This is a genomic window from Micromonospora sp. IBHARD004, assembly GCF_052814115.1.
In genome coordinates this window covers 3,922,194-3,946,497 of record NZ_CP199934.1, presented here as the reverse complement: position 1 = coordinate 3,946,497, position 24,304 = coordinate 3,922,194, and the positions used below count along the sequence as shown (strand labels likewise).

Genomic DNA, 24,304 nt, shown 5'->3' with positions numbered 1-24,304 from the left:
CAGACCTGGGTTGACCCGGCTAAGGGGCGGTAATCCGACGCACTGAAAGGGGCGCTCTCCCGTCTGGGAGAGCGCCCCTTTCGCTTACTGACCACGGTGCTGGGAACCTGCGGTGGTGCGAGACCGGTCAGACCTCAAAAGATGTCAAGGACAGCACCGCAGCTTGACCGATTGGTTCGCGGTCAACCAGAGCTGTGGGTCACGATGAGTCGGACTGGGACGTGTTGGCAGGCGATCGGCGGTGCAGTCTTTCGTCGACCGTCGACCGTCGACCGCCGACCGCCGACCGCCGACCGCCGACCGCCGAGCGACGAGCGACGAGCAGGCCGCGGCACGGTAGGTGGTGAACAGGCTTGCTGCAACAGCCCGGGCAGAGCTACCTCGTTACAACAAGGAGACGACATTGCGAATTTTCGTCGCAGGGGGAACAGGGGTCTTGGGTCGGCCCCTCGTCGAGGCGCTGGTGGACCGGGGCCACGAGGTCACGGCCAGCACCCACCGGACCGAGAACTTCTCCGTCATAGAGGCACTCGGGGCGCGGCCGGCATTGATGGACGGGCTCGACGACGCTGCGGTGCGTCAGGCGATCCTCGAGACCGAACCGGAGGTGATCATCAACCAGATCACGGCGCTCTCCGCGCCGTCTCGTGACTACGCGAAGTGGCTGGAGGTGACCAACCGGCTGCGGAGCGAGGGCACCAAGACGCTGATGACGGCGGCTCGCGAAGCCGGCACCCGTCGGGTTGTTGCGCAGAGCGCCAGCTTCATGACCCAGCCGGTCGGATCGGGCCCCACGGACGAGTCGTCACCGCTGTACCTGGAAGCCGCGGAGCCGATCCGAAGCCACATACAGGCGAACATCGCGGCCGAAACACTGGTGTTGGGCACACCGGGGATCGTAGGCGTCGTCCTTCGATACGGTTTTCTCTACGGTGAAGGCACCGCGATCGGGCCGGGCGGAGAATGGGCAACAGGGGTCAAGTCGGGCGACGTGCCGATTGTCGGCGGGGGCGCCGGCCGGTATCCGTTTGTTCACGTCCGCGACGCAGTGTCGGCCACCGTGCAAGCGGTCGACAGGGGAAGCCCCGGCATCTACAACGTCGTGGGCGACGAGCCCGCCCCCCAGGCTGAGTGGCTGCCGTACCTGGCCGAAATCCTGGACGCCCCTCCGCCGCGGCGCGTCTCCGAGGAGGAGGCCGAGGAACAGATCGGCGTTCAAGCCGTGTACTACGGCACCCAGCTCCGCGCGGCCAGCAACGCCAAGGCCAAGTCTGAGTTGGGGCTGACCCTGGAGTACCCGTCATGGCGGGAGGGCTTCCGAGAGCTGTTCGCTTGATCGCCTCGAGGCGTGGGCCGACCACCGGCTATGAGAGCGTTGGTTGCCGGTTGGTGATCCACCGCGGTCGGAAGGCTTCCGGGGTGAGCCCATCGAGCGAGCCGTGGGGCCTGTAGGTGTTGTACTCGGTGCGCCAGTCCTCGGCCAGGACCTGCACCTTCAGCAGGGTGTCGAACTGTTCGCAGACCAGGAACTCATCGCGGAAGCGGCCGTTGAACGACTCGCAGACTCCGTTCTGCCACGGCGATGCCGGATCGATGTAGGCCGGGTCGACGCCGCTGTATCGGCACCAGTCGACCAGCGCGTGCGCGGTCAGTTCGGGGCCGTTGTCCATGCGGATGTGCTCCGGGCGTCGGCCCAGGCCGGTGATTAGTTCGTCGAGTACGGCGACGGTGGCATCTGCGGTGAACGAGCGGGCCGAGCCACAGCCGGCGGGTGTGCTTCCGATAGGTCACCAGCCTCTCCCTCACGGCGATCGCGTGGGCCTTGCGCCAACCCCACCCCGGATGCGCCACCGAGATGTGGCGCAGCCGGGCCCGCGGCCGCTGCTCGTCATCGCGTGGCGGCCGCGCGGGGCGCCGCTGCGCCGACCGGTGCTGCCCGACCAGTCGGCAGGCCCGCCGTTGGGAGATCCCGAACCGTTGCTGCAGCACCTCAACGGCCCTGCCGCGCCGGTCCGGGCTCAAAGTTTCCCTTGCTCAACTCCTTGAGCATGTCGATGTCGAGCAGCTGATCGGCCACGATCGTCGCTTCGCCGGGTGGGTCGCCCGCGGCTCGGTCGGTCATCCCATGCTGGACGGGATCGACTACTGGGACGAGTTGAAGGACTCGCCTTCCCAGATGGAGATCTGCTTCGCCATCTTCGCCAACGTCCTCGAACTTGACGACCAGGGAGAGCCCATCAACGAGAAGTACGCCGAGCGCCGCGCCGCCCTTGAGCCTTGGGAGTGCCAGCTTTACTGACCCGAGCGTCCGAGGACCTGGCATGCAGATCGCCGCCCGCCTGCGGGCTCCGGCACGGGTCAGCGACCCATGCTCGACCGGTCGATTGGACCGGGCTCGACCAACCGATCGGCCTCGTAGTTGTTGAGCCGCCGCAGGATCTCCGCCCGGTCATAACGCGGAAACCGGACCAGAAGCAGCCGCAGCGCGAAGCGCGACTGTTGCCGCTGGTCAAACGTTGCAGCGTCCATCGGCCGCGAACAGTACTCAGTGAGGTCTTCTCGGCAATGTGACGGTTGCGGTGTGTGACGGGGTGCGGGCGCCGCTCGTGGCCTAGGTCTGCGGTGCCAGGGTGCGTAGGACGTCGAACTCGTTGCCCTCGGGGTCTGCCATGACCACCCAGTTTCGGTCTGAGCCCTGGCCCACATCCGTCTTGGTGGCGCCGAGGCCGAGTAATCTGGTCACCTCGTCCTCGGTGCTGCCGTCGATTGGGCTGACGTCGAGGTGAAGGCGGTTCTTCACCGTCTTGCCCTCAGGTACCTGGACGAACAGCAGGGTGGGCGGCATCTGACGGGCCCGAACATCCTCGACGGTTGGCACCCACGAGCCGATCTCGACCTTGCCCTCGCTCCGGTCGATCACCTTGAAGTCCAGGACCTCGCACCAGAAGGCCGCGAGTCTCTCCGGATCGTGGCAGTCAACGGTCAACTCGGTGAACCTACTTGTCATGACTCTCCCAGATCGTGCGGACGGGGCTCAGAGTATTGGCCAGGCCGCCCGTCCGACAGGTCTGCGAAGATCACGTTCCGGAACCCAGGGGCTTCACGCGTTGACCAATATCACCTACACCGCAACACTCGCCGTCGGCAGGGAGACCGCCGAGACTCTCGCCCAACTCTTGCGCGAGCACCGCGAACGGCTCGGCACCCGCAGGGGGACCCGCGCTCTGGGCGTCTTCAAGCAGGGTGTCCTGGTGCTGCGGTGGTTCGTCGACGGGACCCGGCTGGCCCAACTCGCCTGGGACAACGGGGTTTCGGTGCCCACCGCGTACCGCTACTTGCACGAAGGGCTGACCGTGCTCGCCGACCACGCCCCGGATCTGTCTACCGCGCTGGAACGAGCGGCGGCCGCCGGCTACACCCATATCAACCTGGACGGCACCGTCATCCGTACTGACCGCGTCGCCGCCCCCGGCCCCAACGGCGCCGACCTCTGGTGGTCCGGGAAGCACAAGCACCACGGCGGCAACATCCAGGTCATCTCCGCCCCCGACGGCTGGCCGATCTGGGTCTCCCCGGTCCGCCCCGGCCGCGAGCATGACACCACCTGCGCCCGCACCCACGGCCTGGTCGACGCCCTCAACGGCTCGCCTCCACCCTGGACATCCCCACCCTGACCGATTTCGGCTACGAGTACGCCGGCGACGGCTTCCGTCACCCGGTCAAGAAGCCCAAGGGCAGCGAACTCGATGACGAGCAGCAGGCGTTCAACTCGATCATCCGAGCCGTCCATGCGGTCGCCGAGCGGGCCAACGCCCTGCTCAAGGTCACATTCAAGGCCCTGCGCCGGGTCAGCCTCGACCCCAGCGGCATCACCCGGATCGCCCGAGCCGCCCTCGTCCTGCTCCAGCTGGAACACGGCCGCACCGCCTGACCGAAGATCACGAACCGTCACGAGACGTTACCGAGAAGGGTTCAGTGAGCCAGCACTCATTTGCCGCTGTTGGCGTGATTGCGCCGAAGCGCAGTGCGGTACCTCCGTGAGAAGCGGAAGGACGTCACGAGGCGAGGGGTGAAGCGCACCGGATCATCCTGCCGGCCCTTCTACGACGGCGCGGTCCTCGACAGTGCCGCTCAGCGGGCCCTCTTCGTCGCCCGCTTGCGGGGCGGCGTCAACAGGTCGGCTATCGCCGCGATTGCGGACGGCACCAGGCGGTAGTACGCCCAGACGCCGCGCTTCTCGCGCTCGAGCAGGCCGGCCTCGGTGAGGATCCGAAGGTGATGACTCACGGTCGGCTGGGAGAGACCAAGCGGCGCGGTGAGGTCACTCACGGACGCCTCGCCCTCCGGAGCGGACTGGATCAGACTGAGCAGTCGCAGCCGGGCCGGGTCGGCGAATGCCTTCAGCACTCCCGCGAGCCGCTCGGCATCGGCACGCTTGATCGGCTCGCCAGCAAGCGGCGAGATAGCAGGCATAGCAGTTTTCGCAGTTCCCACGTCTTCCATCGTTCCACCAACACGATCGATAGGCAGGTGGAACCGGGACCAGTACCCCGATGGCGATCGCGAGGCCGGCTGCGAGGGAAGCTGGGGCCGGGGCGGCGAGGGTACGAACAGCCGCTGCCCATCCTCTGCCATGGTGGATGCGGCAGGTGGCGTCACGCTCGTTCGGAGGTAGCGCGACGTCACCCGGGCGCCCACTCCGAGCACCCTTGTTGGGTCCGGGCCTCCTCCAGGCCCTCGAATCCGCCGGCCACCGCCGCTGATCACACCTCGGGGTCGAGGTGGCCTTCGAGGATGGTCTGGGTGATCGGGGGGGCGGTCCCAAAGGGCGAGGAGTTCGTTGGCGATGGCCACGATCGGGAGTGGGTGTCGGTTGCCGTGCGCCTCGATGGCGGCCGCCGACAGGCTGCGCGGGACGGCCCCGGCATCCAGGAGGACGTGGTCGGACAGGGGACAGCGCTCTGACCTGCGGTGATTTGGGCGAGCGGGCCGGCGTGACCTCCCAGGGAAGACCGAAGTGGTCAAGCCGCCGGCGACACAAGGCGTGGTCTTCGGCACCGGCTCCGCGCGTCGCCGCAGCGACCCTGTGCGCAGCACCCGGATCGGCCCGCATCTCGGCGTTACGTCAGCGCCGCGGCGTGGCTGGCCTTTTCGGGTGGGGTCTTCTCGGTGGACACCGTCGACCGCACCGTCCGCTACCGGGCCTGCGACGGCGACAGCGGCCGGGTCGCCGACCCGCGCATGCGGGTCGGCGACGGGACCGCGGCCGGCGTGGTAACCGCCGGGGGTACGACCTACGCCTACCGGGTGCCGCTGGCTGGCCGCACCCGGGGCGTGGTCGAGGTGCTCCGCCGGCACCGGCAACCGGACCGGCTGGTCGGCGAGGTGGTCACCGATCCGCAACCGCCCACCGACCCCGCCGCAGGCCGCCGGCTGTCCCCGCTGGCCGGGCAGCTCTCCGGGGGCGTGGCCGCCGCGACCAACAACCGGGCCGGCGTCGCCGTGCGCGACCTCTCCGGCCGGTACGGCCACCAGCAGATCGGGGTCAACGACACGTTCCGGCCGAACGCGGCCAGCGTGATTAAGCTGTGGATCCTCGTCGAGCTGCTGCGCCGGGTCGACTGCGGGCAGCTGTCGCTCGACCGGGGCGTGCGGGTCACCCGCGATGACGTGGTGGGCGGCACGGGCAAGCTGAAGTTCGAGGCGATTCCGCAGGTGGTGACCGGCCACCGGCTCGCCGAGTACATGATCGAGTACAGCGACAACATCGCCGCCAACGTGCTGATCGACCAGCTCGGCGGGTTCGCGCCCGTCAACGCCCTGATCGACTCGATGAATCAGCGCGAGACCGTCCTGGCCCACAACTTCTTCGACGGCGCCGCCGACCGGGGCGGGGAGAACTTAACCAGCCCGGACGATGTCATCTCGCTGCTCGGCGCGGTCTGGGACGCCCGGATCCTCACCGAGTCCTCCCGTGACCTGATGATCGACTTCTTGCGCAAGCAGACCCTCAACACGAAGATCCCCGCCGCCCTGCCGCCCGGTACCCCCCTCGCGCACAAGACAGGCGACCTGACCGACGCCTCCCACGACGTCGGCTACTGCCTCACCCCCGGCGCGGAGACCGCCGTCGCGTTCCTCACCGCCGGCCCGTTCCGCAGCGGCAGCGAGACCGTTCGACAACTCGCCCGCACCGTCCACGACTACATCACCCCGGGGTGCGGCCCGGGGTGAGCCCGGCTACGAGCCGCAGCGGCGGGTGCCCTGCCCACCTAACGCGCGCGCAGGATCGGGCCGTTGAGCACCGCGTCCGGCGGCCCGGTCGGCGTAATGTCGGTGAATTGGCCTCTTGTGGGCTTTTCGCCCGGCTAGCCTCGGCCCGGTCCTGCATCAGCGCTACCTTGGGAGCCAGCCCATGTCGCACCACCTCGACACCCCGCTCGCCGCCCAGACCGGCCAGCTCTACCTCGACGACCTGTACGTCTTCGACGGCGACCGCGGCACCGTGATCGTGATGGACGTGAACAGCTCGGTGACGAAGGCGGACATCAAGCCCGGCTTCCACCACGAAGCCCGGTACGAGTTCAAGATCCACACCAACGGCTCGGAGATGGAGGAGCTGACCTACCGCGTCACCTTCGGCGAGTTCGACGCCCAGGGCGGGCAGGACCTCGCCCTGCACGCGCTCACCGGCGCCGACGCCCGCGACGACGCGGCGACCGGCACCCTGCTCGCCGAAGGGCGCACCGGCGCGGAGGTGACCGGCGAGCACGTGCGGATTTGGGCCGGGCGGATCACCGACCCCTTCTACATCGACCTCGACCAGCTCGCCACCGTCAACGACGCCTTCAAGAACGGCGCCAAGCTGGACCGCAACGCCTGGAAGCCGGAGAAGGCGAAGAACAGCTTCGCCGGCACCACCGTCGACTCGATCGTCCTCGAGGTCTCCGACGAGCCGATGCTGGGCCAGGGCACTCAGATCGGCGTCTGGGCGGCCACCAAGCTCGCCACCGACGCCGGGGGATGGCGGCAGATCAACCGCGCCGGGCACCCGATGATGTGGCCGATCTTCTGGCCCACCGACACGGACTTCAGCAACCCGGCCAACACCCGGCACCCGTGCGAGGACCTGCGCGCCGACGGGGAGGAGATTGCCATGGCGGTGGCCCGGGTGGTGGCCCCGAACGGCACCGCGCCGGACCCGCAGGCGTACGGCTGGAACGTGGCCCGCGCGCTCTACCCGGACATGCTGTCGTACCAGGTCGGCACCCCAGCGAACTACGGCTTCGCCGCACGCAACGGCCGCACCATGGCCGACAATGCGCCCGAGGTGATGTTCTCCCTGGTGCTCAACACCGGCATGACCTCCGGCCTCACCCCGGACGTAACGAAGGAAGCCCGCGCCGACTCCTTCCCGTACGTGGTGCCCGCCGGGCGGTGAAGTACCGCGGCCGCACCGACTGGGTGCACTGGCAGGCCGGCGCGCGCTACTGCTACCCCGCCTGATCGCCGTCCGCGTCGGGGGCGGTTGTCGAGGCAATTCGAGAGGTCTCCGGGGTGGTCATATCGTTGTGAACGCCAGTGACGGTGACAGCGATGTCGAGCTCGGCTTTATCGGCGGCGCCACAGGGTGGGCGAGCTTGGCGAATGGTCACCGCGTCCGAAGTGTTCAATGAGGTCGGACAAGGGACAGCGCGCTTACCTGCGGTGGTGTGAGTGAGCGGGCCGGCGTGACCTCCCAGAGAAGACCGAAGTGGTCAGGGTTCGCTGCTCCCCGCCGGGCTGGTGCCGGCTGTCGTCTTGGGGGTCGCTTACGCCAGTCAAGAGGGTCTTTCCGCATCGACGTATGGGTCGGGGCTCTGCTACCCATGCCTTCTGAGGGGCATCAGTTCACAGCCGCCGCTGGGCGGTTACCTGGCTGCTCTTTCCTTGGCGTGCGGCCAGGCAGGCATGTCGTCGACGTCTTCGCCTTCCTCTACCTTGGTCACGGCCACTGCTCGTCGGGCGGCCCGTACGGGAAGGGCCCCTTGTTGGCAAGGGGCCCTTCCACGTACCTCAGTCGAGCAGTTCGGTCACCGTGCCGGCGGCCACTGTACGGCCACCCTCCCGGACCGCGAAGCCGAGCCCGACATCCATCGCGATCGGCTTGCCCAGCTCCACCGACAGGTCAACGGTGTCGCCCGGCAGGACCATCGTCACGTCACCGAGGTCTATCGACCCGACCACGTCCGTCGTGCGGAAGTAGAACTGCGGCCGGTAGTTGGCGAGAAACGGCGTGTGGCGCCCACCTTCGGCGGTGGTCAGTGCGTAGAGCCTGGCCCGGAACCGCTGGTGCGGCATGACGCTGCCCGGCAGCGCCACCACCTGACCCCGCTGCACCTGGTCGCGCTTGACCCCGCGCAGCAGTACTGCGGCGTTGTCCCCGGCCTCGGCGGTCGCCAGCGACTTGCCGAAGGTTTCCAGCCCCGTCGCCACGGTCGACAGCGTCGGACCGAGGCCGACCACCTCCACCGGGTCGCCGACCCGCAGGGTGCCCCGCTCGATCGCGCCGGTCACCACGGTCCCCCGCCCGGAGATCGTCATCACGTTCTCGATTGGCATCAGGAACGGCTCGCCGAGCTCGCGGGGTGGCACCGGGACGTACCGGTCGACAGCGTCGAGCAGCTCCACGACGGACGACATCCAGCGCGGGTCGCCCTCGAGGGCCCGCAGCGCCGACACCCGTACGACGGGCACCTCGTCGCCGGGGAAGCCGTACTCGGACACAAGCTCCCGGACCTCGAGCTCGACCAGGTCGAGCAGTTCCGGGTCCTCGACCGCGTCGGCCTTGTTCATCGCCACCACCAGGTAGGGCACTCCGACCCGCCGAGCGAGCAGCACGTGCTCGCGGGTTTGCGGCATCGCCCCGTCAAGCGCGGAGACGACCAGGATCGCGCCGTCGACCTGCGCCGCCCCCGTGATCATGTTCTTCACGAAGTCGGCGTGGCCGGGCATGTCCACGTGGGCGTAGTGCCGGGTCCCGGTCTCGTACTCGACATGCGCGATGTTGATGGTGATGCCGCGCGCTACCTCCTCCGGCGCCCGGTCGATGCCGTCGAAGGACACGAACCGGTTGACGGCGGGGTCGCGGTCGGCGAGAACCTTGGTGATGGCGGCCGTCAGGGTCGTCTTGCCGTGGTCGACGTGACCCATCGTGCCGATGTTGAGGTGCGGCTTCGCGCGCACGAACTGGCTCTTGGCCATGATGAAACTCCATACTGGAGATGAGCTGGCGGACGACGAACGCGGGCGGGTGCCAATCCGCGGAAAACCGCGCCAGAACCGCACGCCGCGGCGCGCCTGCGAGGGCAGCGCCGGAGCACCGGGCCACCCTCCTCCGTGGTTCTGCCAGAGCGGGAGGAGGGTCAGCCTCGGGTATCAGCCAGCCACGCGCACACGCCGGCGGCGCCCGGCAGGTGGAAACCCTGCGGGCCGCACAGAGCCGACGGTGCCGAACATGGCGATCACGCTAGCCTCGAACGCACGGTGGGGCGACCGATATTCCCTCCCGGATATGACATAGCCCTTCGGGCCGATCGAGATCAGACGCCGATCGCGCTGTACAACTAATCGGGGTCCGGCAGGAGCAAGCCGCCTGGGTCACCGCTCTTACTGCCGTTGCGGTATTAGGCTTCGCGGTCATGACCGGGGCATCTGCCATGTCGATGTTCGCCGCGCTGCTGGATCGCTCGGTGGCCCGCATCGGGGAGTTGGCGGCCGATGGCCGCCGCTTCGACCGGCAGGCCGTCGCCGAGATCGCGGACGTCTGGGACAACAACACCTTCCCGCTGTTCCGTACAGCGTTCAGTCGCCCGTTGTGGTTGCGTGAGCGGCGGGCGAGGGCTGCGCTGGTATGGATGGCAGACCTGGGACCGTCCCGCCAGGCGTGGATGATCGAGCAGGCCGCGGTCGCCGGACATCGACTGGAGCCTCTGCTGCCCCCGCTTGTCGACCGCGTCGTGCACTACCGCGACTACCAGGGGCAGGTTCGGCCCGGCATCGCGCCGCTGACCGCGACGGCTGTCGAGAGTGTCGCGAAGGACTACGACCTGGCCCGCGCGCAGGTCCGCACCGTGCGGGTGGAACGCGCCGGGCAGGAACTCTGCGGCTACGTGGCCCTCGCGGCTCCGCGTCGCTACGCCACGCCGGGCGACCACGGGGACGCGGTCGTGCAATTGTTCCTCAGCGACGTCCAGGACGTGCGGTTCGACAGCGGTGACGGGGCCGGTGCGACCCTGGCCGCCGACACCGCCGGAGTCGAGGTCCGTGTCGGCACTCAGGGTCACCTTCGCGCCGCCTCGGCCACCGTCTGGTTCGACGACCCGTCGTGGCACCTGTCGAACGCCGGCCAAGCCGCGGACACGTACACCCCACCCCGCCGCGCCGCCCGGCGCAAGCCTCGACAGATCAAGCGGCCACTGCCGCGGGGCGGGGCGGGGGAAGCCGCCATGGTGCTCCACCAGGCGATGCTCGAGATCCGAACGGTGCGCTACGCGAAGGCCGTCGGCCGGGTTCCGCTGCGGGAGCTGTGCGATGCCTTCGCGGGCGCCGGCGACGGCGTGCTCACCGCCGCCGGTCAGCGCGGGGCGGCGCGCGACCATGCGTTCCGGCGGTTGGCCGAGGATTGGATTACTGGGAGTCCCAGCCTGGCCCACCGGATCGCGGCCTGGTTTGCAGACGACCACTGGACCCGAGCGGTGGTCCCGGCCAACTCACCCCAGCCCACGGTGGTCGACCTACCAGCGCAAGCCCAGCTCACGTTGGCCACCTACACCGCCGCCCACACCCAGTACGGCGCGGCACGCGACGCCTCAGCGGTGGTCAACCTCGCCGTCCCCGACGGTGACGACACGTGGGGACTGCGGGCGATGGAGTTCCCGCGCCCCGCGTATCTGTCGCTGCGCACAGCCGCGCTCACCGCCTCCCACGCCGTCTCGCACACCGCCGACGTGTCGCTGTCCCTCGGCAACGACGCCTTCACCGTTACCCGCCGCGAGCCCGACCCCCACCGTCACTGAACGCCTGGTTGAACTGGAACCGTACGTCCGGTCGTGCCGAAGAGCGGATCTCTCGCCGCGCCAGGCACGGTGATACCGTCCGGCGGTGCCACTTAAGCCGGTGTCCGGCATGGAACCGTTGCCGGTCGACAGTCCAGACTATGTCGCGGCGCTGGTAGAGCTTCTGGAACGGCCCGGTGCGGACACACGGGCCTTGGCGATCATTTCGCTTTCCTCGCTGGCACGCGACCTGAATGGGTCCGGCCGTATCAGGAACTCGTCATCACCGGGATGCTGGATCGGTTCGACGCTGGGTTCGCCGACCAGTGCGACCAGCCACCCGATGGCCTGCCGCGCTGCCGCGTCCTGACCGGACCTGACGACGACACGTTCTGCCGTCGGGTCAGTGAGGCCTGTACGTGGTGCGCACTGGCTGTTCCTGGCGGCAGCTGCCGGTCGACTTCCCACCTTGGCAAACGGTGTACTGGTACTTCGCGCGGTGGGAGGCAGACGATCTCACCGAGCGGATGCTGACGATCCTGCGCCGGCGGGTCCGCGCCGCCCATGGGCGAAACGAGGAACCGTCGGCCGGGATCATCGACTCCCAAAGCGTCAAGGGCGCCGACACCGTACCGCGAACCAGCCGCGGCTACGACGCGAACAAGAAAGTCAACGGCCGCAAGCGATTCATTGTCACCGACACCCTCGGCCTGCCGCTAATCGTGTGCGTCATGGCCGCCAGCGTGCAGGACCGCGACGGCGCCAAGACCACCCTGCTGGGCCTGCACCTGTTCACCCCGGTGCGGTTCGTGTACGCCGACGCCGGCTTCGCCGGCCTGCTGGTCGGCTGGTGCCAGCGCATCCTGCGCACCGTGCTGGAGATCGTCCGCAAGGCACCCGACCAGAAAGGGTTCGCCGTCATCCCGCGCCGGTGGGTGGTCGAGCGTTCGCTGGCCTGGCTGACCGCCCACCGCTGACTGGCCCGCGACTACGAACGCCACCCCGCCACCTCCGAAGCGATGATCCGCTGGGCTGCGATCAACGGCATGATCCGCCGCCTCGCCCACGGCCACCCGTCAGAGGGCCTGGACCCTCGACGACCTCAAAGGATGACTCTTCTCAAGCACGCGCTCAGGGCTGGAAGTACTCGGGACCCCAGCAGGTCGCGTCCGCCGGCAACTCCCACCAGTGCGGCATCAACGTCGGCCGCCACGCCGGATCCGGCTGGAAGTCCATCCACCGGCCGTCGAAGGGCGCGGCCCCTGCGCGGGCCAGGGCAAGCAACCGTTCGCCCTCGGCCCGGACCCCGGCGGCCTCGACTTCATCCCAGAACGCCGGCTCGCCGGTGTACTCGGCGAACGCGTCCTCGTCCTTCCACGACCACCTACCATCCGGATAGACGAGCAGGTCGAGCTCCTGGTCGTAGACGTCGACCCCGCCAGCCCACCGGGTGACCGGACGCTCCAGGTTGACATACCAGCCATCGAAATCGCCGTCCGGTCGCCAGCTCCACCAGACCGAGTGGGCCGCACCAGGCGGCATCAACATCAGAGTCCGGAAAGGCTGCCAAGTGCTCAGGCTGAGCAGCGTAGTCATCCGCAGCGACGTGAGCAGCGACAGCTTCCGGGTCGGCTGGCCAGCGCCGTCAACCCGGCGCATGGCCTGTGAGCCAGCCTCGATCCACAGCGCCAGCCCGCACTCATCGTCGCTGACCACCCGCCCGCACAGCACCGAGCCGACCCGGCCGTCCGGGTACAGGTGCCGGCGGACGATCGTCTGCCCCCGCTCAAAGATTATTCGAGCACGATACCCAATCAAGGCCCGGTAATCATTGCCCCATACTCGCCGATCCGAACGCCAGCCATCACACCCCAGACCACCTACACCCCGATGCAGCAAGCACGGCAAGGTTCAAAGACAGCTCTGGGGTCCGAGGGGTAGCGACGCTGGCGCGACGTATGACCGCTATGGATGATCGACTGGCCGACGCAAACCACGACACGTGAAACATCATGAGACCTTCTCAAACGCGCTCAAAGAGCGACCGTCAATAGGCGCGGATCGGTCCCGATCGGGCGACCAGGTCACCGTCGACGTCGACGCCTGGGAGCCCCCGGCCGAGGACCTCCACCCGGCGATCGTCGCCGCCTAGACCGACAGCGAAGCGGGCGCCCTCGCATCGAGGGCGCCCGCTTCGCCGCGTGCACTAGGCCAGCGCCTTGACGGCCGAGCCCGCCGTGGCCCGCTCCCGCGCGACGCGGCGGCGCCGGGTCGGCATCCCGAGCGTCGGGTTCGCGACGCCCCAGGCGGCGCCCTTGCAGACCAGTTCCTTGTAGACGGCGGCGAGCCGTCCGGTCAGTGCCGCCCGGACGGTGCGGTCGTCGGCGGTGACGTACTGGATCACGCCTTCCTTGCGGCCCAGCGAGATGCACTGGTTGAAGTAGCGGATCGGCATGTTCGGGAGCTTCCCGCCGGTCAGGCGCGCGGCGATCGCGTCGGCGGCCTGCCATGCGACCGGGGTGCCCGAGGCGCACGACATCCGCAGCGGCTTGTTGCCCGGTCCCATCGCGTAGGCCGCGTCGCCGACGGCGTACACGTCGGGGTGCGAGACCGAGCGCATGGTCCCGTCGACCACGATCTGGCCGGCGCCGGTGACCTCCAGGGCGGTCGCCTTCGCGATCGGGTGGACCGCGAAGCCGGTGGTCCACACGGTGACCGCGGCCGGGATGGCCTTGCCGTCGGCGGTGGTGACGCGATCGGCTTCGACGCCGGTGACGGCGGCGTGCTCGTGCACGGTGATGCCGAGCTTGTCGAAGACCTTCCGCAGGTGCCCGCGGCCCTTGGGCGAGAGCCAGTCGCCGAGGCCGTCGCGGGCGGCGAGGGCGACGTCGAGGTCCGGGCGGGCTTCGGCGATCTCGGTCGCGGCCTCCAGGCCGGTGAGGCCGCCGCCGACGACGGTCACGGTCTGCCCGGCCTCCAGGCGGGCCAGGCGCTCGCGCAGCCGGAGCGCTCCGGGGCGGCTGGCGATCTCATGGGCGTGCTCGGCGGTGCCGGGGACGCCTTGGGCGTTCCAGCCGCTGCCGAGGGCGTACACGAGGGTGTCGTACTCCAGCTCCTCGGCGCCGTTCGCGTCGATGACGGCGACGGTCTTGCGGTCGACGTCGACGCCGGTGACCTTCGCGAGCTTCAGTTCGACGCCGGTGCCCGCGAACATCTCGCTGAATGGCCGGGGCTTGAGGTCCTGGCCGGCCGCCAGCTGGTGCATCCGGACCCGCTCCACGAAGTCGGGTTCGGCGTTGACGAGGGTGATGGCGACGTCCTGGCGGTGCAGCCGCTTGGCGAGGCGGCCGGCGGCGATGGCTCCGGTGTATCCGGCTCCGAGGACGATGATGCGGTGCTGCATTTCCGTGCTCCTGTCTGATGCGGGTTCGCCACTTGAACCGGGCGGCCCGCCGTTTCCTGACAGGAACGCGATGTGAAGCACCTCACACGAGGGTCAGAAGGCCTTGAACAGCGGTTCACCGTGGTCGGCGGCCGCCCAGTGCGCGGTCGCGCGTTCGAGCTTGTCGGGGTTGACCTGGTTGCGGAACGCGGCGATGCCCTCGGCGGTGACCTCCAGGCACATGACGCCGATGACCCGGCCGTCCACGACGGCCACGACGGCGGGGTCGCCGTTGGCGGTCCAGGCGTAGACCTCGGGCGCGCCGCCGACCATGGCGCGCTTGGCCTCGCCGGGTTTGAACAGGCCCCGCAGGAACTTCGCGACCGCGAGGGCGCCCTCGAACGCCTTGGCGCGGGCCGGGACCTTCCCGCCGCCGTCGCCGATCGAGATCGCGTCCTCGGTGAGCAGCCGCACGAGCGGCTCGGTCTGGCCGCTGGTGGCGGCCGCGAGGAACTCCTCGACTATCCGCCGGGCGGCGGCCTCGTCGATCTCGGTGCGGGCCTTGCCGTCCGCGACGTGCTTCTTGGCGCGATGGAAGGTCTGCTGGCTGGCGGCCTCGGTGATGTCGAGGATCTCGGCGATCTCCCGGTGCGGGTAGTCGAAGGCCTCCCGCAGCACGTACACCGCCCGCTCGTTGGGGGAGAGGCGCTCCATGAGGGTGAGGACCGCGTACGAGACCGATTCGCGCTGCTCGGCGGTGTCGGCCGGGCCGAGCATCGGGTCCCCGGCGAGCAGCGGCTCGGGAAGCCATTGGCCGACATAGGTCTCGCGCCGTGCCCGCGCGGAGGTGAGCTGGTTGAGGCACAGGTTGGTGAGCACCTTCGTAAGCCAGGCCTCGGGGACCTCGATGCGGTCGACGTCGGCGGAATGCCAGCGCAGGAACGTCTCCTGCACGGCGTCCTCGGCCTCCCCGGCGGAGCCGAGGAGGCGGTAGGCAATGGCCTCCAGGCGGTGCCTGGAGGCCTCGAACCGGTCGACGTCGTTCGCGGTCAAGGGCATGGCCCCGATCCTAGGCGGGTGGGGGTGGCGAACAGGCACGGACTTTTCCGATCATGGGAGTTCTTTACGCTTCCACACCGGAGGGCCCCTGCCTGCGCTGCCATCCTCCCGGCGAAGCCCTGCGACCAACACAGGCTCCGATCCTCATCGAGTACGCATAACGGCAGCCGGGAATTGTGCTGCGCGTAGGGGTCGACCTGCGGGAAGCCTGATGGTCGCGGCCGATCGGGTGAGTCCCACTGAGGGTCGGCGTCGGGGGAGCAAGCTGGGAGCATCAGGGTGTACTGAACGGCCTTGAACTGCTTGCAACGGCACTGAACGGCCCCAACGGCACTCGCTCCTACCTGCGATGTTCCGTTTTCCCAGGTCAGAGTCGGCGGAGCGTCCTGCTTCACACCGAAGAGGCCACTGGTTCGATCCCAGCCCACCGTGAATATTTGCAGGTAGGAAGCTCGCACCAGCGACACGTCCCAAGCCAACCCGCCTGCGGTTGGCGCTGTCGCACGAACCTGTGCCGGGTTTGTCTCGGTGGTCGGTTCTGCAGATCTAGTGCGGTGTCCACTAACGTTCACCGGGTTTGCGGTGGGTGTTGTGGATCCTCGCCATTTGGGCGAGCGACTCCCCACCGCTGGGTGGTGGGGCGGGCCTCCGCGGGCCAACCGATCCTCGCGCCGGCCCGGGTGGGCGGCGGGGGTCACGTCGGGACCGGCCGGTACCGGGTAGGTGCCGGCCGGCTCGACGGTGCGTGACCACCTGCGGCAACACAACTGCTGCCGGGGTGGTGGATCCGCCGCCCGGAACACGGGTGGCGATGCTGGCGGCCGCGACCAGGTCGCGGTGCCCGGAGAATGCGCAGTGCGGGCAGGACATGGTCCGCCCACGGGGTTTCGGCACCCGGCGGCGGCAGGCGGGGCAGGTCGACGAGGTGCCGCGTTCGTCGACCAGCCGAACACTGATACCGGCGAGGGTGGCCTTGTCGGTGAGGACCTGCAGGAGCCGGCCGATCTGCCACTGCCGCAACCGCAGGTTGTGCCGCCGCCCCGCCGGCAGGTCCAGCACCCCGCGGGGGTCACCGACGTGCAGCACACCGACCCGCTGACCCACCGCCCACGACATGACGGTGCGGGCGGCTTCATGCTGGGCCTGACGGACCCGCCGCCGGTGCCGACCCTCCACCAGCCGTGCCCGACGCCGGTACTGCCGCCACCGCCGCGACCCCTTCTCACCCGGCTTCGGCGCCCGACCGGCCACGGCACGATGCCGGCCCTTGGTGTCGGCCAGATGCATCCGGTGCTCGGCGCGGATCGCGCGCCCCGACACCAACAACCCCTCCCCGCCGGGGCTGGCCACCGCGTAGGGGTGGATGATCCCCAGATCCACCCCGGCCACCCTGCCCGGATCCGGTCCCTCACCGGGCGGATAAACCGCCACCGGCACCTCGGCGGTCACATCGAGGAACAGCCGACCGCCCTCGCACAGCAGGGTGACCGACCGGACCTGCTCGACCGGATACGGCACCTCCCGCGCCAGGCGCACCCACAACGGCGACGTGCCCTTGGCGGTCGGGATGCGCACCCGGCGCCCGTCGAGGGTGAACGTGCCGCGATACCAGCGCACCGGCACCAACCCCCGCCGCCGACGCGGGAACCGCGCCGACACGTCACCCGCTGTGCGGCGCTTCGCCGCCGCGAACCACGCATCCGAAAACCGGCGCAACACCGACCGGGCACCGACGGAGTCCAGTTCGGCGAACGTGCCCGGCCCCGACGCCGCCAACTCCCGACACAACTCCTGATAACCGGACAGGGGTACATCCCGGCGGCGGCGCCGCCACGCATTCACCTCCAACACGCACGCCCACACGTCACCGGCCGAGCGCAGCAGGCCGAAACACCGGCGCCGCTGGCCGGGCGTGACCCGCAGCGCGACGCGCGCGGTGCGGTGCACGACCCGCGGGGCGGCGGGATCCCGACGACGAGGCACGAACCGAAGCAAACACCAGCCCTACGACATTTTCCTAACCCCGATCAACCCGGCCTACGTTTGTGGACACGGCACTAGCGGATCGATCTGGCGCTGCCGGTCACCTGCACGCGGTCGTCGTCTCGGGTCACGTCAACGAGCAGGCGGCTGGGGCTACCCATGTCCGTGCCCTGCAGGAGCGTGATCTGCGCCGGAGGGTCCACGAGGTGGAGTGCCCGAAGGTAGCCGCCGAGGGCGGCGGCGGCCGCTCCGGTGGCGGGGTCCTCCACGACACCGCCGGGCGGGAAGGGGTTGCGGGCAGAGAAGAGCAGCGGCGTGTGGGCGTGTACGAGTTGGAGCGTGGTCCAGCCGCGCTCGGCCATCAGGGCTGCCAGCATGCCGTAGTCGTAGTGCAGGTCCGCCAGGCGGGTGCGGTTCGACACGGCGAGGACGAGGTGATCGTTGCCGGCGTTCGCGACGTGTACGGGGTACCGGGGATCCAGGTCGGTGGAGCGCCAGCGTAGCGCTGCCAGCGCGGCGGTGAGCTCCTCGCCCGAGGCGGGTCGGGTACGGGTGGGGACGCTGGTGAGCGTGGCGGTCAGGCCGGCATCGCTCTCAGCGGTGCTCACCTCGACCGCGCCGGCGAGAGTCTGAAACAGCAGCGGCCCGCTGCCGCGGCGTTCGGCCAGGGCGACGGCGGCCGCAATCGTCGCGTGTCCGCAGAACGCCACCTCAGCCAGTGGGCTGAAGTACCGCACCCGGAACTCGCCGTCCCGCCTGCTGGGTTCGAGGAACGCCGTCTCGGAATAGCCGACCGAGGCTGCGACGGCCAAGCGGGTGGCGTCGTCGAGGCTGGCCGCCTCCAGTACGACACCTGCGGGGTTTCCGCCGGCGGCCCCGTCCGGGAAGGCGGCGTAACGCAGCACCTCCACGTCGGCGACCTCGGGCCGCGCGGTGGTCGCGTCGTCTGTGTCAGTCATCGAGAACCTCCCAGGGCTAGTCTCGCCGGGTAGCGCCCATCGAGTCCAACGATGAGTCATGATGAAACCAATCAAGGAAAGGAATGGCAGTGGAGACGGACCTGCTGCGAACCTTCACCACCGTGGCCCGCACCGGCAGTTTCACGGCGACAGGGCGGGAGCTGGGCTACGTGCAGTCAACGGTGACCGGGCATGTGCGGGCCCTCGAGCGGCACCTGGGCGTCCGGCTGTTCGACCGGCTTCCGTCCGGGGCCGTGCTGACCGACGCCGGCACCCGGCTCCTGTCGTACGCCAACCAGCTGCTCGATCTGGAGGGCCGCCTTGCCTCCGAGGTGCCCGCCCGAGACGGCCGACCGTCTGGCCGGGTGCGGCTCGTGGCTCCTGAGTCCGTGTGCGCCTACCGACTTCCCGCCGCGCTCGGCAAGCTCCGCCTCCTCGCGCCCCAGATCCGGCTGTCGCTCATACCAGGGGGCACTGCGCAGGCACTCCAAGCCGTACGCGCCGGCGCCGCCGAAGCCGCTCTACTCCTCGAACCCGACATGGCCGTCGCAGACCTCCAGCTGGAACCCCTCGGCGCCGAAGAACTCACCGTTGTTGCCGGGCCCGACCTCGACCTGCCGGCAGGGACAGTCACCTGGGCGCAGCTGGCCGAGCACGACGTACTCCTCCTCGAGGAGGGCTGCAGCTACAGCGATCAGGTGGCCCGCAGCCTGTTCGTCGTCGGACAACCGGACTTTCGCCGCGTCCGCTTCGGAAGCATCGAAGCCGTCAAGCGCTGCGTCGCGGCCGGGCTCGGATGGGCCGTCCTGCCCACCGCCACCGCCACCGCCGAGCTGCAGGCGGGCGCGCTCATCGCCGTTCCCGGGCCACTCCCACCCGCGCCGACCGTCTACCTCGCCACGCACCCCGACCGCACGCTCAGCGCCGGCACCACGCTCGTCCTCGACCAGCTCCGCGCGCTATGGAACCCGGGCTCACAGCAGGAGCCGTGACACAAGCTCGGCGTGAGTCGCACGGGTGCGCTGACCAGCGCCAAGTTCAGGACGGACCCTCGGCGCCGTTGCGTCAGCGCGGAGTTTGGCCTTCTGACCGCGACCGTTGGGGGCGTGGTCGGTGTACTGGCGGATCCAGACCTGCCGGCCGGTGTAGCCGGGGTTCTCCAGGATCGTCGCGATGGTACGAGCGGTCCAGCGGTTGCCTGTGCGGTGCCGGTTGCGGTGTGGGTCTGGTCTTCATCGGCATACCGGGCGGTACTGCAGGTCTGGCGCGTACTTTCGCCAGAGTTCCGGGCTCAGGTCATGCCCGGCGACCCGGCACGCCGCGGCGGTGGGGTCGGCAACGATGTCGAGGATTGGCTTGAGGTCGCGCAGCCGGACCAGTGTTTCGTTGGTGTAATGACTCCGCAGGCCTCCCGCCAGTTGCGCGGTGGCCAGCAGGCCGGTGGGCGCCACGGCGAAATGGCGGTGGAACGGGCTCTCGTCGCCGCTGGCGAACACGGCCGCCTCACTCGCCTTTTCCGGGTCGGTAACGTCCCAGACGTTCATGGCACCTATCGCGCTGAGGATCAGCGTGTGCCCCTGAAGCATGGCGTGATCTGAGTCCGCGCCGTTCGGGGGCGGCTGGGTCGTCAGCAGCTCGGGGGATGCGAGGTCCGAGATGTCCCACAGGACGCCGGGGCCGGTGCCCACGGTCACGAACATGAGCCGGCCGTCCGGCGTGAAGACGATCGGCCCGGCACCTCCGCCGCCGCTGGTGAATCGGCGCTGTGCCACCGGAACCGGGCGCGCGGGATCGGTGATGTTCCACCAGGTGGCGGTGTCCTGACCGGCGGTATTCTCCTCGCTCACCACGGTGACCAGCGTCCGACCGTCCGGTGTGAAGGCAGTGGCGGGCGGGTGGGCGGTCATCGGTAGGTGGGCGAGCAGTCGCGGATGGTCCCGGACGTCCCAAAGAGACGCCGGTGAGTCGTTCTCGTCCATCCTGGCGACGAGCAGGGTGCCGTCGGGTGACACGGTCAGCGGGACGAGTGCCGCATCGGCGGTTCGAGATATCGAGGCGGTCTGGTCGATGCGGCCGTCCGGGTGGACCGACCACACGCCGATGCCGCCGTTGTCGTCGGTCGAGGCGTACCGTCGGCCGTCGGCGCCGAACGCGGCCGGCCAGGTGGAGCCGGCGTGGGAGTCGGATGTGAAGGAGACGGGGGTTCCTCTGCCGTCGCGCGGGCCGACGGTCCGGATCCGTCGGGGATGGGCTACGTCGCTGACATCCCAGACGGTGGCGGCACCGCCGGCCGCCGTGACTACCAGGCGCGCAGCATCAGCCTGGAAGGCCATGCCGGTGATGTTGGCTCGGGCGAGCGGTAGCTCCGCCACTGTCGGCAGCGCCGTCTGGTCGGACAGCCGCCAGAAGGTCAGCGATCCGCTGGCATCCGACACCAGAGCGGTCTCGCCGTCCGGGGCGAGGCTGGCGCCGGTCACCTGGTGAGCGGTCACGGCGAGCGTACGCAGGGGTCGCGGGGTGGCGTCGCCGAGCCGCCAGATCTCGCTGCTCCCGTCGGCCGCGGTCACCAAATGTAGTCCGTCCGGGGTGAAGGCCACCGAGGAGACCCGCAGTCCGATCTCCTGTCGAGAGCGGAGGGTGTCGGTGTGGCGGGGCTGGCTCGGATCGTGGACGTCCCACAATTCGGTGACGCCATCCGTGCGACCGACCGCCAGGACGCCCGTCGATGAGAGCGCCAGACTGTCCGCTGAGACGGGGATCGAGCCGGTGACACGCGGGCTGTCCGGGCGCGCGACGTCGGCGAGGACGACACGCTCCCGCTCGCCGACGACGAGTGTGCGTGAGTCCTTGGAGAACGCGAGTTCGCTGCCGGTCTGCTGGGTGGCGGCCACGGCGCCGAGCCGTCGCGGCCGGTCGCGGTGGGCGACTGACCACAGTCCGACGGGCTGATTCTCCGTCTTGATGGCGAGAACGCCGTTGGGAGCGTAGTGGACCCGCTGTGCCGGGACGCTGGTGATCGTCGCGGCGGGGCCGGGGGACGGCCGGCGATCGAGCGGCAGGAGAGCAAGGCGGTCGTCGACGGCGAGCGCGATGGTCTTGCCGTCGGGGGCGAAGGCGCATCCGGTCACCTGCCCGGGCACCTCGATCGTACGGTCGATCGTGCGCCGCGCGGTGTCCCACACCATCACCGTGCGAGGCCGTACGGTGATGACTCTCGTGCCGTCCCGGGACCATGCCTGCGGTCCGCCACACGGTCGGCTGTCGGTGTCGGCGAGGGTGCCGATGTAGCGGTTGGCCAGCAGACTGCGGATCAAGGCAGCTCTCGCCCCGGAGGCGTTGAGCTGGACGGCGAGGGCCTCCAGCAGCAGGGCGCCGGTGGGGTCGGATTGCCGGATGGTATCGGCGGCCGGCAGCAGGTTGTTGGCGACCTCCCGGAGGTGCGCCGCCCGCGATTCACGCGCGGCGGCCAGCACGCCGCCGGTCAACCCGGCGGATGCCAGCACCAGCGCGGCGATCATGGCGGCGAAGGTCGGGTTCATCCGGGTACGGCTCTGCCGCACCGCGGCGGGCAGGTCAGCCGCGAACCGCACCTTGGCGTCGTGCAGCAACGGGTCAGGCAGCGCGTCACGATCGCGGGACGGTGCGAGGATCACGCGCAGCCGCTGTCGGACCGCCTCTTCGAGCTTGTTGCGGATACCGCTCACCTCGGCCAGCCGTGCGTCGGGCCGCAGTTCGGCGGTCACCGCGCAGCGTCGGTCGAGGCGGCGTACCCGCAGGGCCGGCGGCGTCCGGCGGGCGAGGTCAGCCAGGCCCACCCCGAACGCGGCGCCGAGCGATCCGCCCGCCACCTCGTCGCAGGGCAGATCGTCGGTGGTGAGACGCCACACCACACACCGGCCACCGAGCGGTGGCGCGGCCGCACGCCAGGCCACGTCCAGCGCCTCGGCGAAACGCCCGTCCGCGACCAGGAACAGCATGGCCCGCGGGTCCGGGTAGAGGCCGGGTGGCCCGTCCTCGAGCAGCGTCAATCGCAGGACGCCGTGTCCGCCGGTGGAGCGCCGGTCGAACAGCACAGGCATCTCCACCTCGCGACGTTTGCGCGGCCACTCGCCGGCCAACGCCCGTACGACAAGGGTGAGAAATCCGAACGCCGCCTTGTCCTGCGATTTGGCGTCGTCGGCGAGGACCGCCAGCCGGCGAGCGACGGCTGCCGCGCGGGGGTTGGCGAGGGCGGAGTCGATGCCGGCGCCGGTCAGCGGCGCCACCGGCAGCACGTTCGCCCGGCGCCAGTGCAATCCGGCGCTGCGCATCCGCTCCTCGGGGTCCATCTGGTCCTCGGCGTTCGGGCTGCCAGTGAGCACCGCGACGACGTCCGCGGCCGCCTGCGCCGCGGACAGGGCCGAGCCGACGGTTCGAGCCGCGGGCCGCGGCAGGCGCGACTCGCCGGGCCAGCTGCCGCGGGTGGCCAGCGCCTGAGCCGCGTCACCCTCCGGCGCCAGGCGTGCCATCAGATCTGCGGCGGCGGCCGGATCACCCGTCGCTTCGCGGCAGAGCTCGAACCACGTGCCGGGGCCGAACAACAGGCGGCTGCACAGTTCGTACAGGTCAGCCGCCGTCGCCGCGTCAGCCGGCGGCATCCTTGATCACCTGGCTCAGAGGGTCGTCTGCCGGCCGGGACGCCACGATCTCCGCCCAGGTCGCCATTCCGGGATCGGGGGTCGCCGCGACGGACTGCGCGATCCTCGCCCGCGTCACCGGGTCGCCGGCCTCGAGGGCGGCGACGGGCAACTCCTCGTCGACGGTCACGTCGATCCAGCCGGACGTCTCCGCCAGCCGGAGCGCGCCCACCGATCCTCCCGCAGTCTCCGGCACGAAGACCAGGAAGTAGCGCCGGTCGCCGCCGACCGTGGCGACATCGACGGGCAGGACCTCGGTGGCCGGCACATCCCGGTCCACCTGTACCAGCAGTTCGACCTCGCCGGGGCCGGACTCCCGGACGGTAAACTGCCGGCCGGCGGCGGCCCACCGGGCGACCATGCGCTCCGGCTCCTCGGAGGCGGCCAGCCTGACCGCGGCCCGGTCGAACCGGGGGAGCCGGACCCTCGCGCCCTGCACGTACGGCTCGGTCAGCGGGTTGTTGCGGGTGGCCGGAGGTTGGGTGGCGTCCTTCGGGGGCAGGCGGATGCCCAACAGGCCCGCCCAGTAGCGGCGCCACAGCCCGTACCCCTCCCGGCCCCGCTCGGCCAGTGGCTTCTCGTCGACTGCGCGGGCCCCAGTCAGCCCACGCCAGTACCGCTGCGGCAGCGTACTCATGGGGTCTCGCCCTCAGCCGGCGCCGACAAGGCGCGCGCCGCGCCCAGCTGCGCGAGTAGCGCCGGCGCCGATGCCCCCACGGCGATGGCGGTGACCGCGCCGGTGATCTGCGTGTGCAGGATGAGCGCGGCAGCCGCGCCCAGGACGAACCGGGTGACGGCGACGAGCGTATCCGCGGCCGGATCGACGTACCGGATCATCGGTGGCAGTCTGCGGCCCCGGCGGCGCGCGAGATGGCGAGCCTTCTGCCAGGCCGCAAGGTTTCCCCAGACGGCGACGACCTCGACGATGCCGCCGCCGATCATGCCCAGCGCTGCCGCGACCGCCCAGTCCATGCCGTCACTCTCGTCGATGTGAACCGAGAGCGTCACCCTATCGGAACGTCCGCGCCAACGTGGACCCGACATGACTGCATGCGGATTCTCGCGTGCGGCTGACCTCTCGCTGGCGCCGCGGGCAGGTGCTGTGGGCGTGGGTGGGTCTGACCGGCAGCCCGGGCAGAGGGACGTAAACTCCCAGCCGGAACAACACGACGCCCCAGCCCGGCCGGTCTCAGGGGGGCACCTCAGTTT

Annotated in this window: 23 protein-coding genes and 1 pseudogene; 9 read left to right on the top strand and 15 right to left on the bottom strand. The window is 70.0% G+C overall.

Annotated features, from left to right (window positions below; genetic code table 11):
* The first annotated feature begins 403 nt into the window (after positions 1-403).
* Entirely contained in the window at positions 404-1,336 is a 933-nt protein-coding gene (locus tag ACTWO6_RS19285; RefSeq protein WP_446215224.1) for an NAD-dependent epimerase/dehydratase family protein, read from the top strand.
* Positions 1,337-1,364: 28 nt separating this feature from the next.
* Here ACTWO6_RS19285 and ACTWO6_RS19280 read toward each other — a convergent pair whose 3' ends face one another.
* Together ACTWO6_RS19280 and ACTWO6_RS19275 are read right to left on the bottom strand one after the other, a co-directional pair.
* Positions 1,365-1,670, bottom strand: coding sequence for an integrase core domain-containing protein (locus ACTWO6_RS19280; protein ID WP_446215223.1), 306 nt, complete (start codon positions 1,668-1,670; stop codon positions 1,365-1,367).
* Positions 1,671-1,990: 320 nt separating this feature from the next.
* A complete protein-coding gene (locus tag ACTWO6_RS19275) occupies positions 1,991-2,122 on the bottom strand; it encodes a hypothetical protein (RefSeq protein ID WP_446215222.1) in 132 nt (43 codons plus the stop codon).
* Between the two features lie 3 nt (positions 2,123-2,125).
* Here ACTWO6_RS19275 and ACTWO6_RS19270 point away from each other — a divergent pair, with 3 nt between their 5' ends.
* Positions 2,126-2,299 (top strand): DUF7677 family protein, encoded by a 174-nt coding sequence (locus tag ACTWO6_RS19270; protein ID WP_446215221.1) that lies wholly within the window; start codon positions 2,126-2,128, stop codon positions 2,297-2,299.
* A gap of 59 nt (positions 2,300-2,358) precedes the next feature.
* Here the strand turns inward: ACTWO6_RS19270 and ACTWO6_RS19265 are convergent, their stop codons facing one another.
* Together ACTWO6_RS19265 and ACTWO6_RS19260 are read right to left on the bottom strand one after the other, a co-directional pair.
* Positions 2,359-2,529, bottom strand: a complete 171-nt coding sequence (locus tag ACTWO6_RS19265) for a hypothetical protein (protein WP_446215220.1) — start codon at positions 2,527-2,529, stop codon at positions 2,359-2,361.
* 82 nt (positions 2,530-2,611) lie between these two features.
* On the bottom strand, positions 2,612-3,007 hold the full coding sequence (locus ACTWO6_RS19260) for a VOC family protein (RefSeq protein ID WP_189194702.1): 396 nt from the start codon (positions 3,005-3,007) through the stop codon (positions 2,612-2,614).
* A gap of 100 nt (positions 3,008-3,107) precedes the next feature.
* Here ACTWO6_RS19260 and ACTWO6_RS19255 point away from each other — a divergent pair.
* A pseudogene (locus ACTWO6_RS19255) lies at positions 3,108-3,931 on the top strand (HARBI1 family protein).
* A 200-nt stretch (positions 3,932-4,131) separates the two neighbouring features.
* Here ACTWO6_RS19255 and ACTWO6_RS19250 read toward each other — a convergent pair.
* Entirely contained in the window at positions 4,132-4,503 is a 372-nt protein-coding gene (locus ACTWO6_RS19250) for an ArsR/SmtB family transcription factor (RefSeq protein WP_250792837.1), read from the bottom strand.
* Between the two features lie 666 nt (positions 4,504-5,169).
* Here ACTWO6_RS19250 and ACTWO6_RS19245 point away from each other — a divergent pair.
* Positions 5,170-6,234 carry a serine hydrolase gene (locus tag ACTWO6_RS19245; protein ID WP_446215219.1) on the top strand — a complete coding sequence of 355 codons (1,065 nt, stop codon included), beginning with the start codon at positions 5,170-5,172 and terminating at the stop codon, positions 6,232-6,234.
* A 181-nt stretch (positions 6,235-6,415) separates the two neighbouring features.
* The gene (locus ACTWO6_RS19240; RefSeq protein WP_446215218.1) at positions 6,416-7,441 is read left to right on the top strand and encodes a DUF4331 family protein; all 1,026 of its coding nucleotides are present in this window, start codon (positions 6,416-6,418) and stop codon (positions 7,439-7,441) included.
* Between the two features lie 614 nt (positions 7,442-8,055).
* Here ACTWO6_RS19240 and tuf read toward each other — a convergent pair.
* Positions 8,056-9,243, bottom strand: coding sequence for an elongation factor Tu (gene tuf / locus ACTWO6_RS19235; protein WP_446215217.1), 1,188 nt, complete (start codon positions 9,241-9,243; stop codon positions 8,056-8,058).
* Positions 9,244-9,680: 437 nt separating this feature from the next.
* Between tuf and ACTWO6_RS19230 the strand changes: the two genes are divergently transcribed.
* The 3 genes from ACTWO6_RS19230 (at position 9,681) to ACTWO6_RS19220 (ending at position 12,013) form a co-directional block, all read left to right on the top strand.
* A complete protein-coding gene (locus ACTWO6_RS19230; protein WP_446215216.1) occupies positions 9,681-11,057 on the top strand; it encodes a hypothetical protein in 1,377 nt (458 codons plus the stop codon).
* Between the two features lie 85 nt (positions 11,058-11,142).
* On the top strand, positions 11,143-11,406 hold the full coding sequence (locus tag ACTWO6_RS19225) for a hypothetical protein (protein WP_446215215.1): 264 nt from the start codon (positions 11,143-11,145) through the stop codon (positions 11,404-11,406).
* Between the two features lie 49 nt (positions 11,407-11,455).
* On the top strand, positions 11,456-12,013 hold the full coding sequence (locus ACTWO6_RS19220; RefSeq protein ID WP_446215214.1) for an IS5 family transposase: 558 nt from the start codon (positions 11,456-11,458) through the stop codon (positions 12,011-12,013).
* Positions 12,014-12,167: 154 nt separating this feature from the next.
* Here the strand turns inward: ACTWO6_RS19220 and ACTWO6_RS19215 are convergent, their stop codons facing one another.
* The 5 genes from ACTWO6_RS19215 to ACTWO6_RS19195 form a co-directional block, all read right to left on the bottom strand.
* Positions 12,168-12,854, bottom strand: a complete 687-nt coding sequence (locus ACTWO6_RS19215; RefSeq protein ID WP_446215213.1) for a DUF402 domain-containing protein — start codon at positions 12,852-12,854, stop codon at positions 12,168-12,170.
* A 388-nt stretch (positions 12,855-13,242) separates the two neighbouring features.
* Entirely contained in the window at positions 13,243-14,439 is a 1,197-nt protein-coding gene (locus ACTWO6_RS19210; RefSeq protein ID WP_446215212.1) for an NAD(P)/FAD-dependent oxidoreductase, read from the bottom strand.
* Between the two features lie 93 nt (positions 14,440-14,532).
* Complete coding sequence (gene sigJ / locus ACTWO6_RS19205) at positions 14,533-15,477, bottom strand: RNA polymerase sigma factor SigJ (protein ID WP_446215211.1); 945 nt, start codon at positions 15,475-15,477, stop codon at positions 14,533-14,535.
* 561 nt (positions 15,478-16,038) lie between these two features.
* Complete coding sequence (locus ACTWO6_RS19200; protein ID WP_446215210.1) at positions 16,039-17,460, bottom strand: RNA-guided endonuclease InsQ/TnpB family protein; 1,422 nt, start codon at positions 17,458-17,460, stop codon at positions 16,039-16,041.
* A gap of 74 nt (positions 17,461-17,534) precedes the next feature.
* Positions 17,535-18,419 carry a PhzF family phenazine biosynthesis isomerase gene (locus tag ACTWO6_RS19195; protein ID WP_446215209.1) on the bottom strand — a complete coding sequence of 295 codons (885 nt, stop codon included), beginning with the start codon at positions 18,417-18,419 and terminating at the stop codon, positions 17,535-17,537.
* An 89-nt stretch (positions 18,420-18,508) separates the two neighbouring features.
* Between ACTWO6_RS19195 and ACTWO6_RS19190 the strand changes: the two genes are divergently transcribed.
* The gene (locus ACTWO6_RS19190) at positions 18,509-19,411 is read left to right on the top strand and encodes a LysR family transcriptional regulator (protein ID WP_446215208.1); all 903 of its coding nucleotides are present in this window, start codon (positions 18,509-18,511) and stop codon (positions 19,409-19,411) included.
* Here ACTWO6_RS19190 and ACTWO6_RS19185 read toward each other — a convergent pair.
* From ACTWO6_RS19185 to ACTWO6_RS19170, 4 genes are all read right to left on the bottom strand, one after another.
* Positions 19,394-19,582, bottom strand: coding sequence for a hypothetical protein (locus ACTWO6_RS19185; RefSeq protein WP_446220701.1), 189 nt, complete (start codon positions 19,580-19,582; stop codon positions 19,394-19,396). The genes ACTWO6_RS19190 and ACTWO6_RS19185 overlap by 18 nt on opposite strands.
* Positions 19,583-19,651: 69 nt before the next feature.
* Entirely contained in the window at positions 19,652-23,056 is a 3,405-nt protein-coding gene (locus ACTWO6_RS19180) for a hypothetical protein (protein ID WP_446215207.1), read from the bottom strand.
* Positions 23,043-23,732, bottom strand: coding sequence for a hypothetical protein (locus ACTWO6_RS19175; protein ID WP_446215206.1), 690 nt, complete (start codon positions 23,730-23,732; stop codon positions 23,043-23,045). The genes ACTWO6_RS19180 and ACTWO6_RS19175 overlap by 14 nt, the downstream gene beginning before the upstream one ends.
* Positions 23,729-24,103: a hypothetical protein gene (locus ACTWO6_RS19170; protein ID WP_446215205.1), complete on the bottom strand. Its 375-nt coding sequence runs from the start codon at positions 24,101-24,103 to the stop codon at positions 23,729-23,731. Before ACTWO6_RS19170 ends, ACTWO6_RS19175 begins: the two co-directional genes overlap by 4 nt.
* Positions 24,104-24,304: the final 201 nt, after the last annotated feature.

What these genes read in the sequence shown, in the direction of transcription:
- ACTWO6_RS19280 (WP_446215223.1), bottom strand. Translation starts at nt 1,670, where the DNA reads ATGGACAACGGCCCCGAACTGACCGCGCACGCGCTGGTCGACTGGTGC.
- ACTWO6_RS19275 (WP_446215222.1), bottom strand. Translation starts at nt 2,122, where the DNA reads ATGACCGACCGAGCCGCGGGCGACCCACCCGGCGAAGCGACGATCGTG.
- ACTWO6_RS19270 (WP_446215221.1), top strand. Translation starts at nt 2,126, where the DNA reads ATGCTGGACGGGATCGACTACTGGGACGAGTTGAAGGACTCGCCTTCC.
- ACTWO6_RS19265 (WP_446215220.1), bottom strand. Translation starts at nt 2,529, where the DNA reads ATGGACGCTGCAACGTTTGACCAGCGGCAACAGTCGCGCTTCGCGCTG.
- ACTWO6_RS19260 (WP_189194702.1), bottom strand. Translation starts at nt 3,007, where the DNA reads ATGACAAGTAGGTTCACCGAGTTGACCGTTGACTGCCACGATCCGGAG.
- ACTWO6_RS19250 (WP_250792837.1), bottom strand. Translation starts at nt 4,503, where the DNA reads ATGGAAGACGTGGGAACTGCGAAAACTGCTATGCCTGCTATCTCGCCG.
- ACTWO6_RS19240 (WP_446215218.1), top strand. Translation starts at nt 6,416, where the DNA reads ATGTCGCACCACCTCGACACCCCGCTCGCCGCCCAGACCGGCCAGCTC.
- tuf (WP_446215217.1), bottom strand. Translation starts at nt 9,243, where the DNA reads ATGGCCAAGAGCCAGTTCGTGCGCGCGAAGCCGCACCTCAACATCGGC.
- ACTWO6_RS19230 (WP_446215216.1), top strand. Translation starts at nt 9,681, where the DNA reads ATGACCGGGGCATCTGCCATGTCGATGTTCGCCGCGCTGCTGGATCGC.
- ACTWO6_RS19210 (WP_446215212.1), bottom strand. Translation starts at nt 14,439, where the DNA reads ATGCAGCACCGCATCATCGTCCTCGGAGCCGGATACACCGGAGCCATC.
- sigJ (WP_446215211.1), bottom strand. Translation starts at nt 15,477, where the DNA reads ATGCCCTTGACCGCGAACGACGTCGACCGGTTCGAGGCCTCCAGGCAC.
- ACTWO6_RS19195 (WP_446215209.1), bottom strand. Translation starts at nt 18,419, where the DNA reads ATGACTGACACAGACGACGCGACCACCGCGCGGCCCGAGGTCGCCGAC.
- ACTWO6_RS19180 (WP_446215207.1), bottom strand. Translation starts at nt 23,056, where the DNA reads ATGCCGCCGGCTGACGCGGCGACGGCGGCTGACCTGTACGAACTGTGC.
- ACTWO6_RS19175 (WP_446215206.1), bottom strand. Translation starts at nt 23,732, where the DNA reads ATGAGTACGCTGCCGCAGCGGTACTGGCGTGGGCTGACTGGGGCCCGC.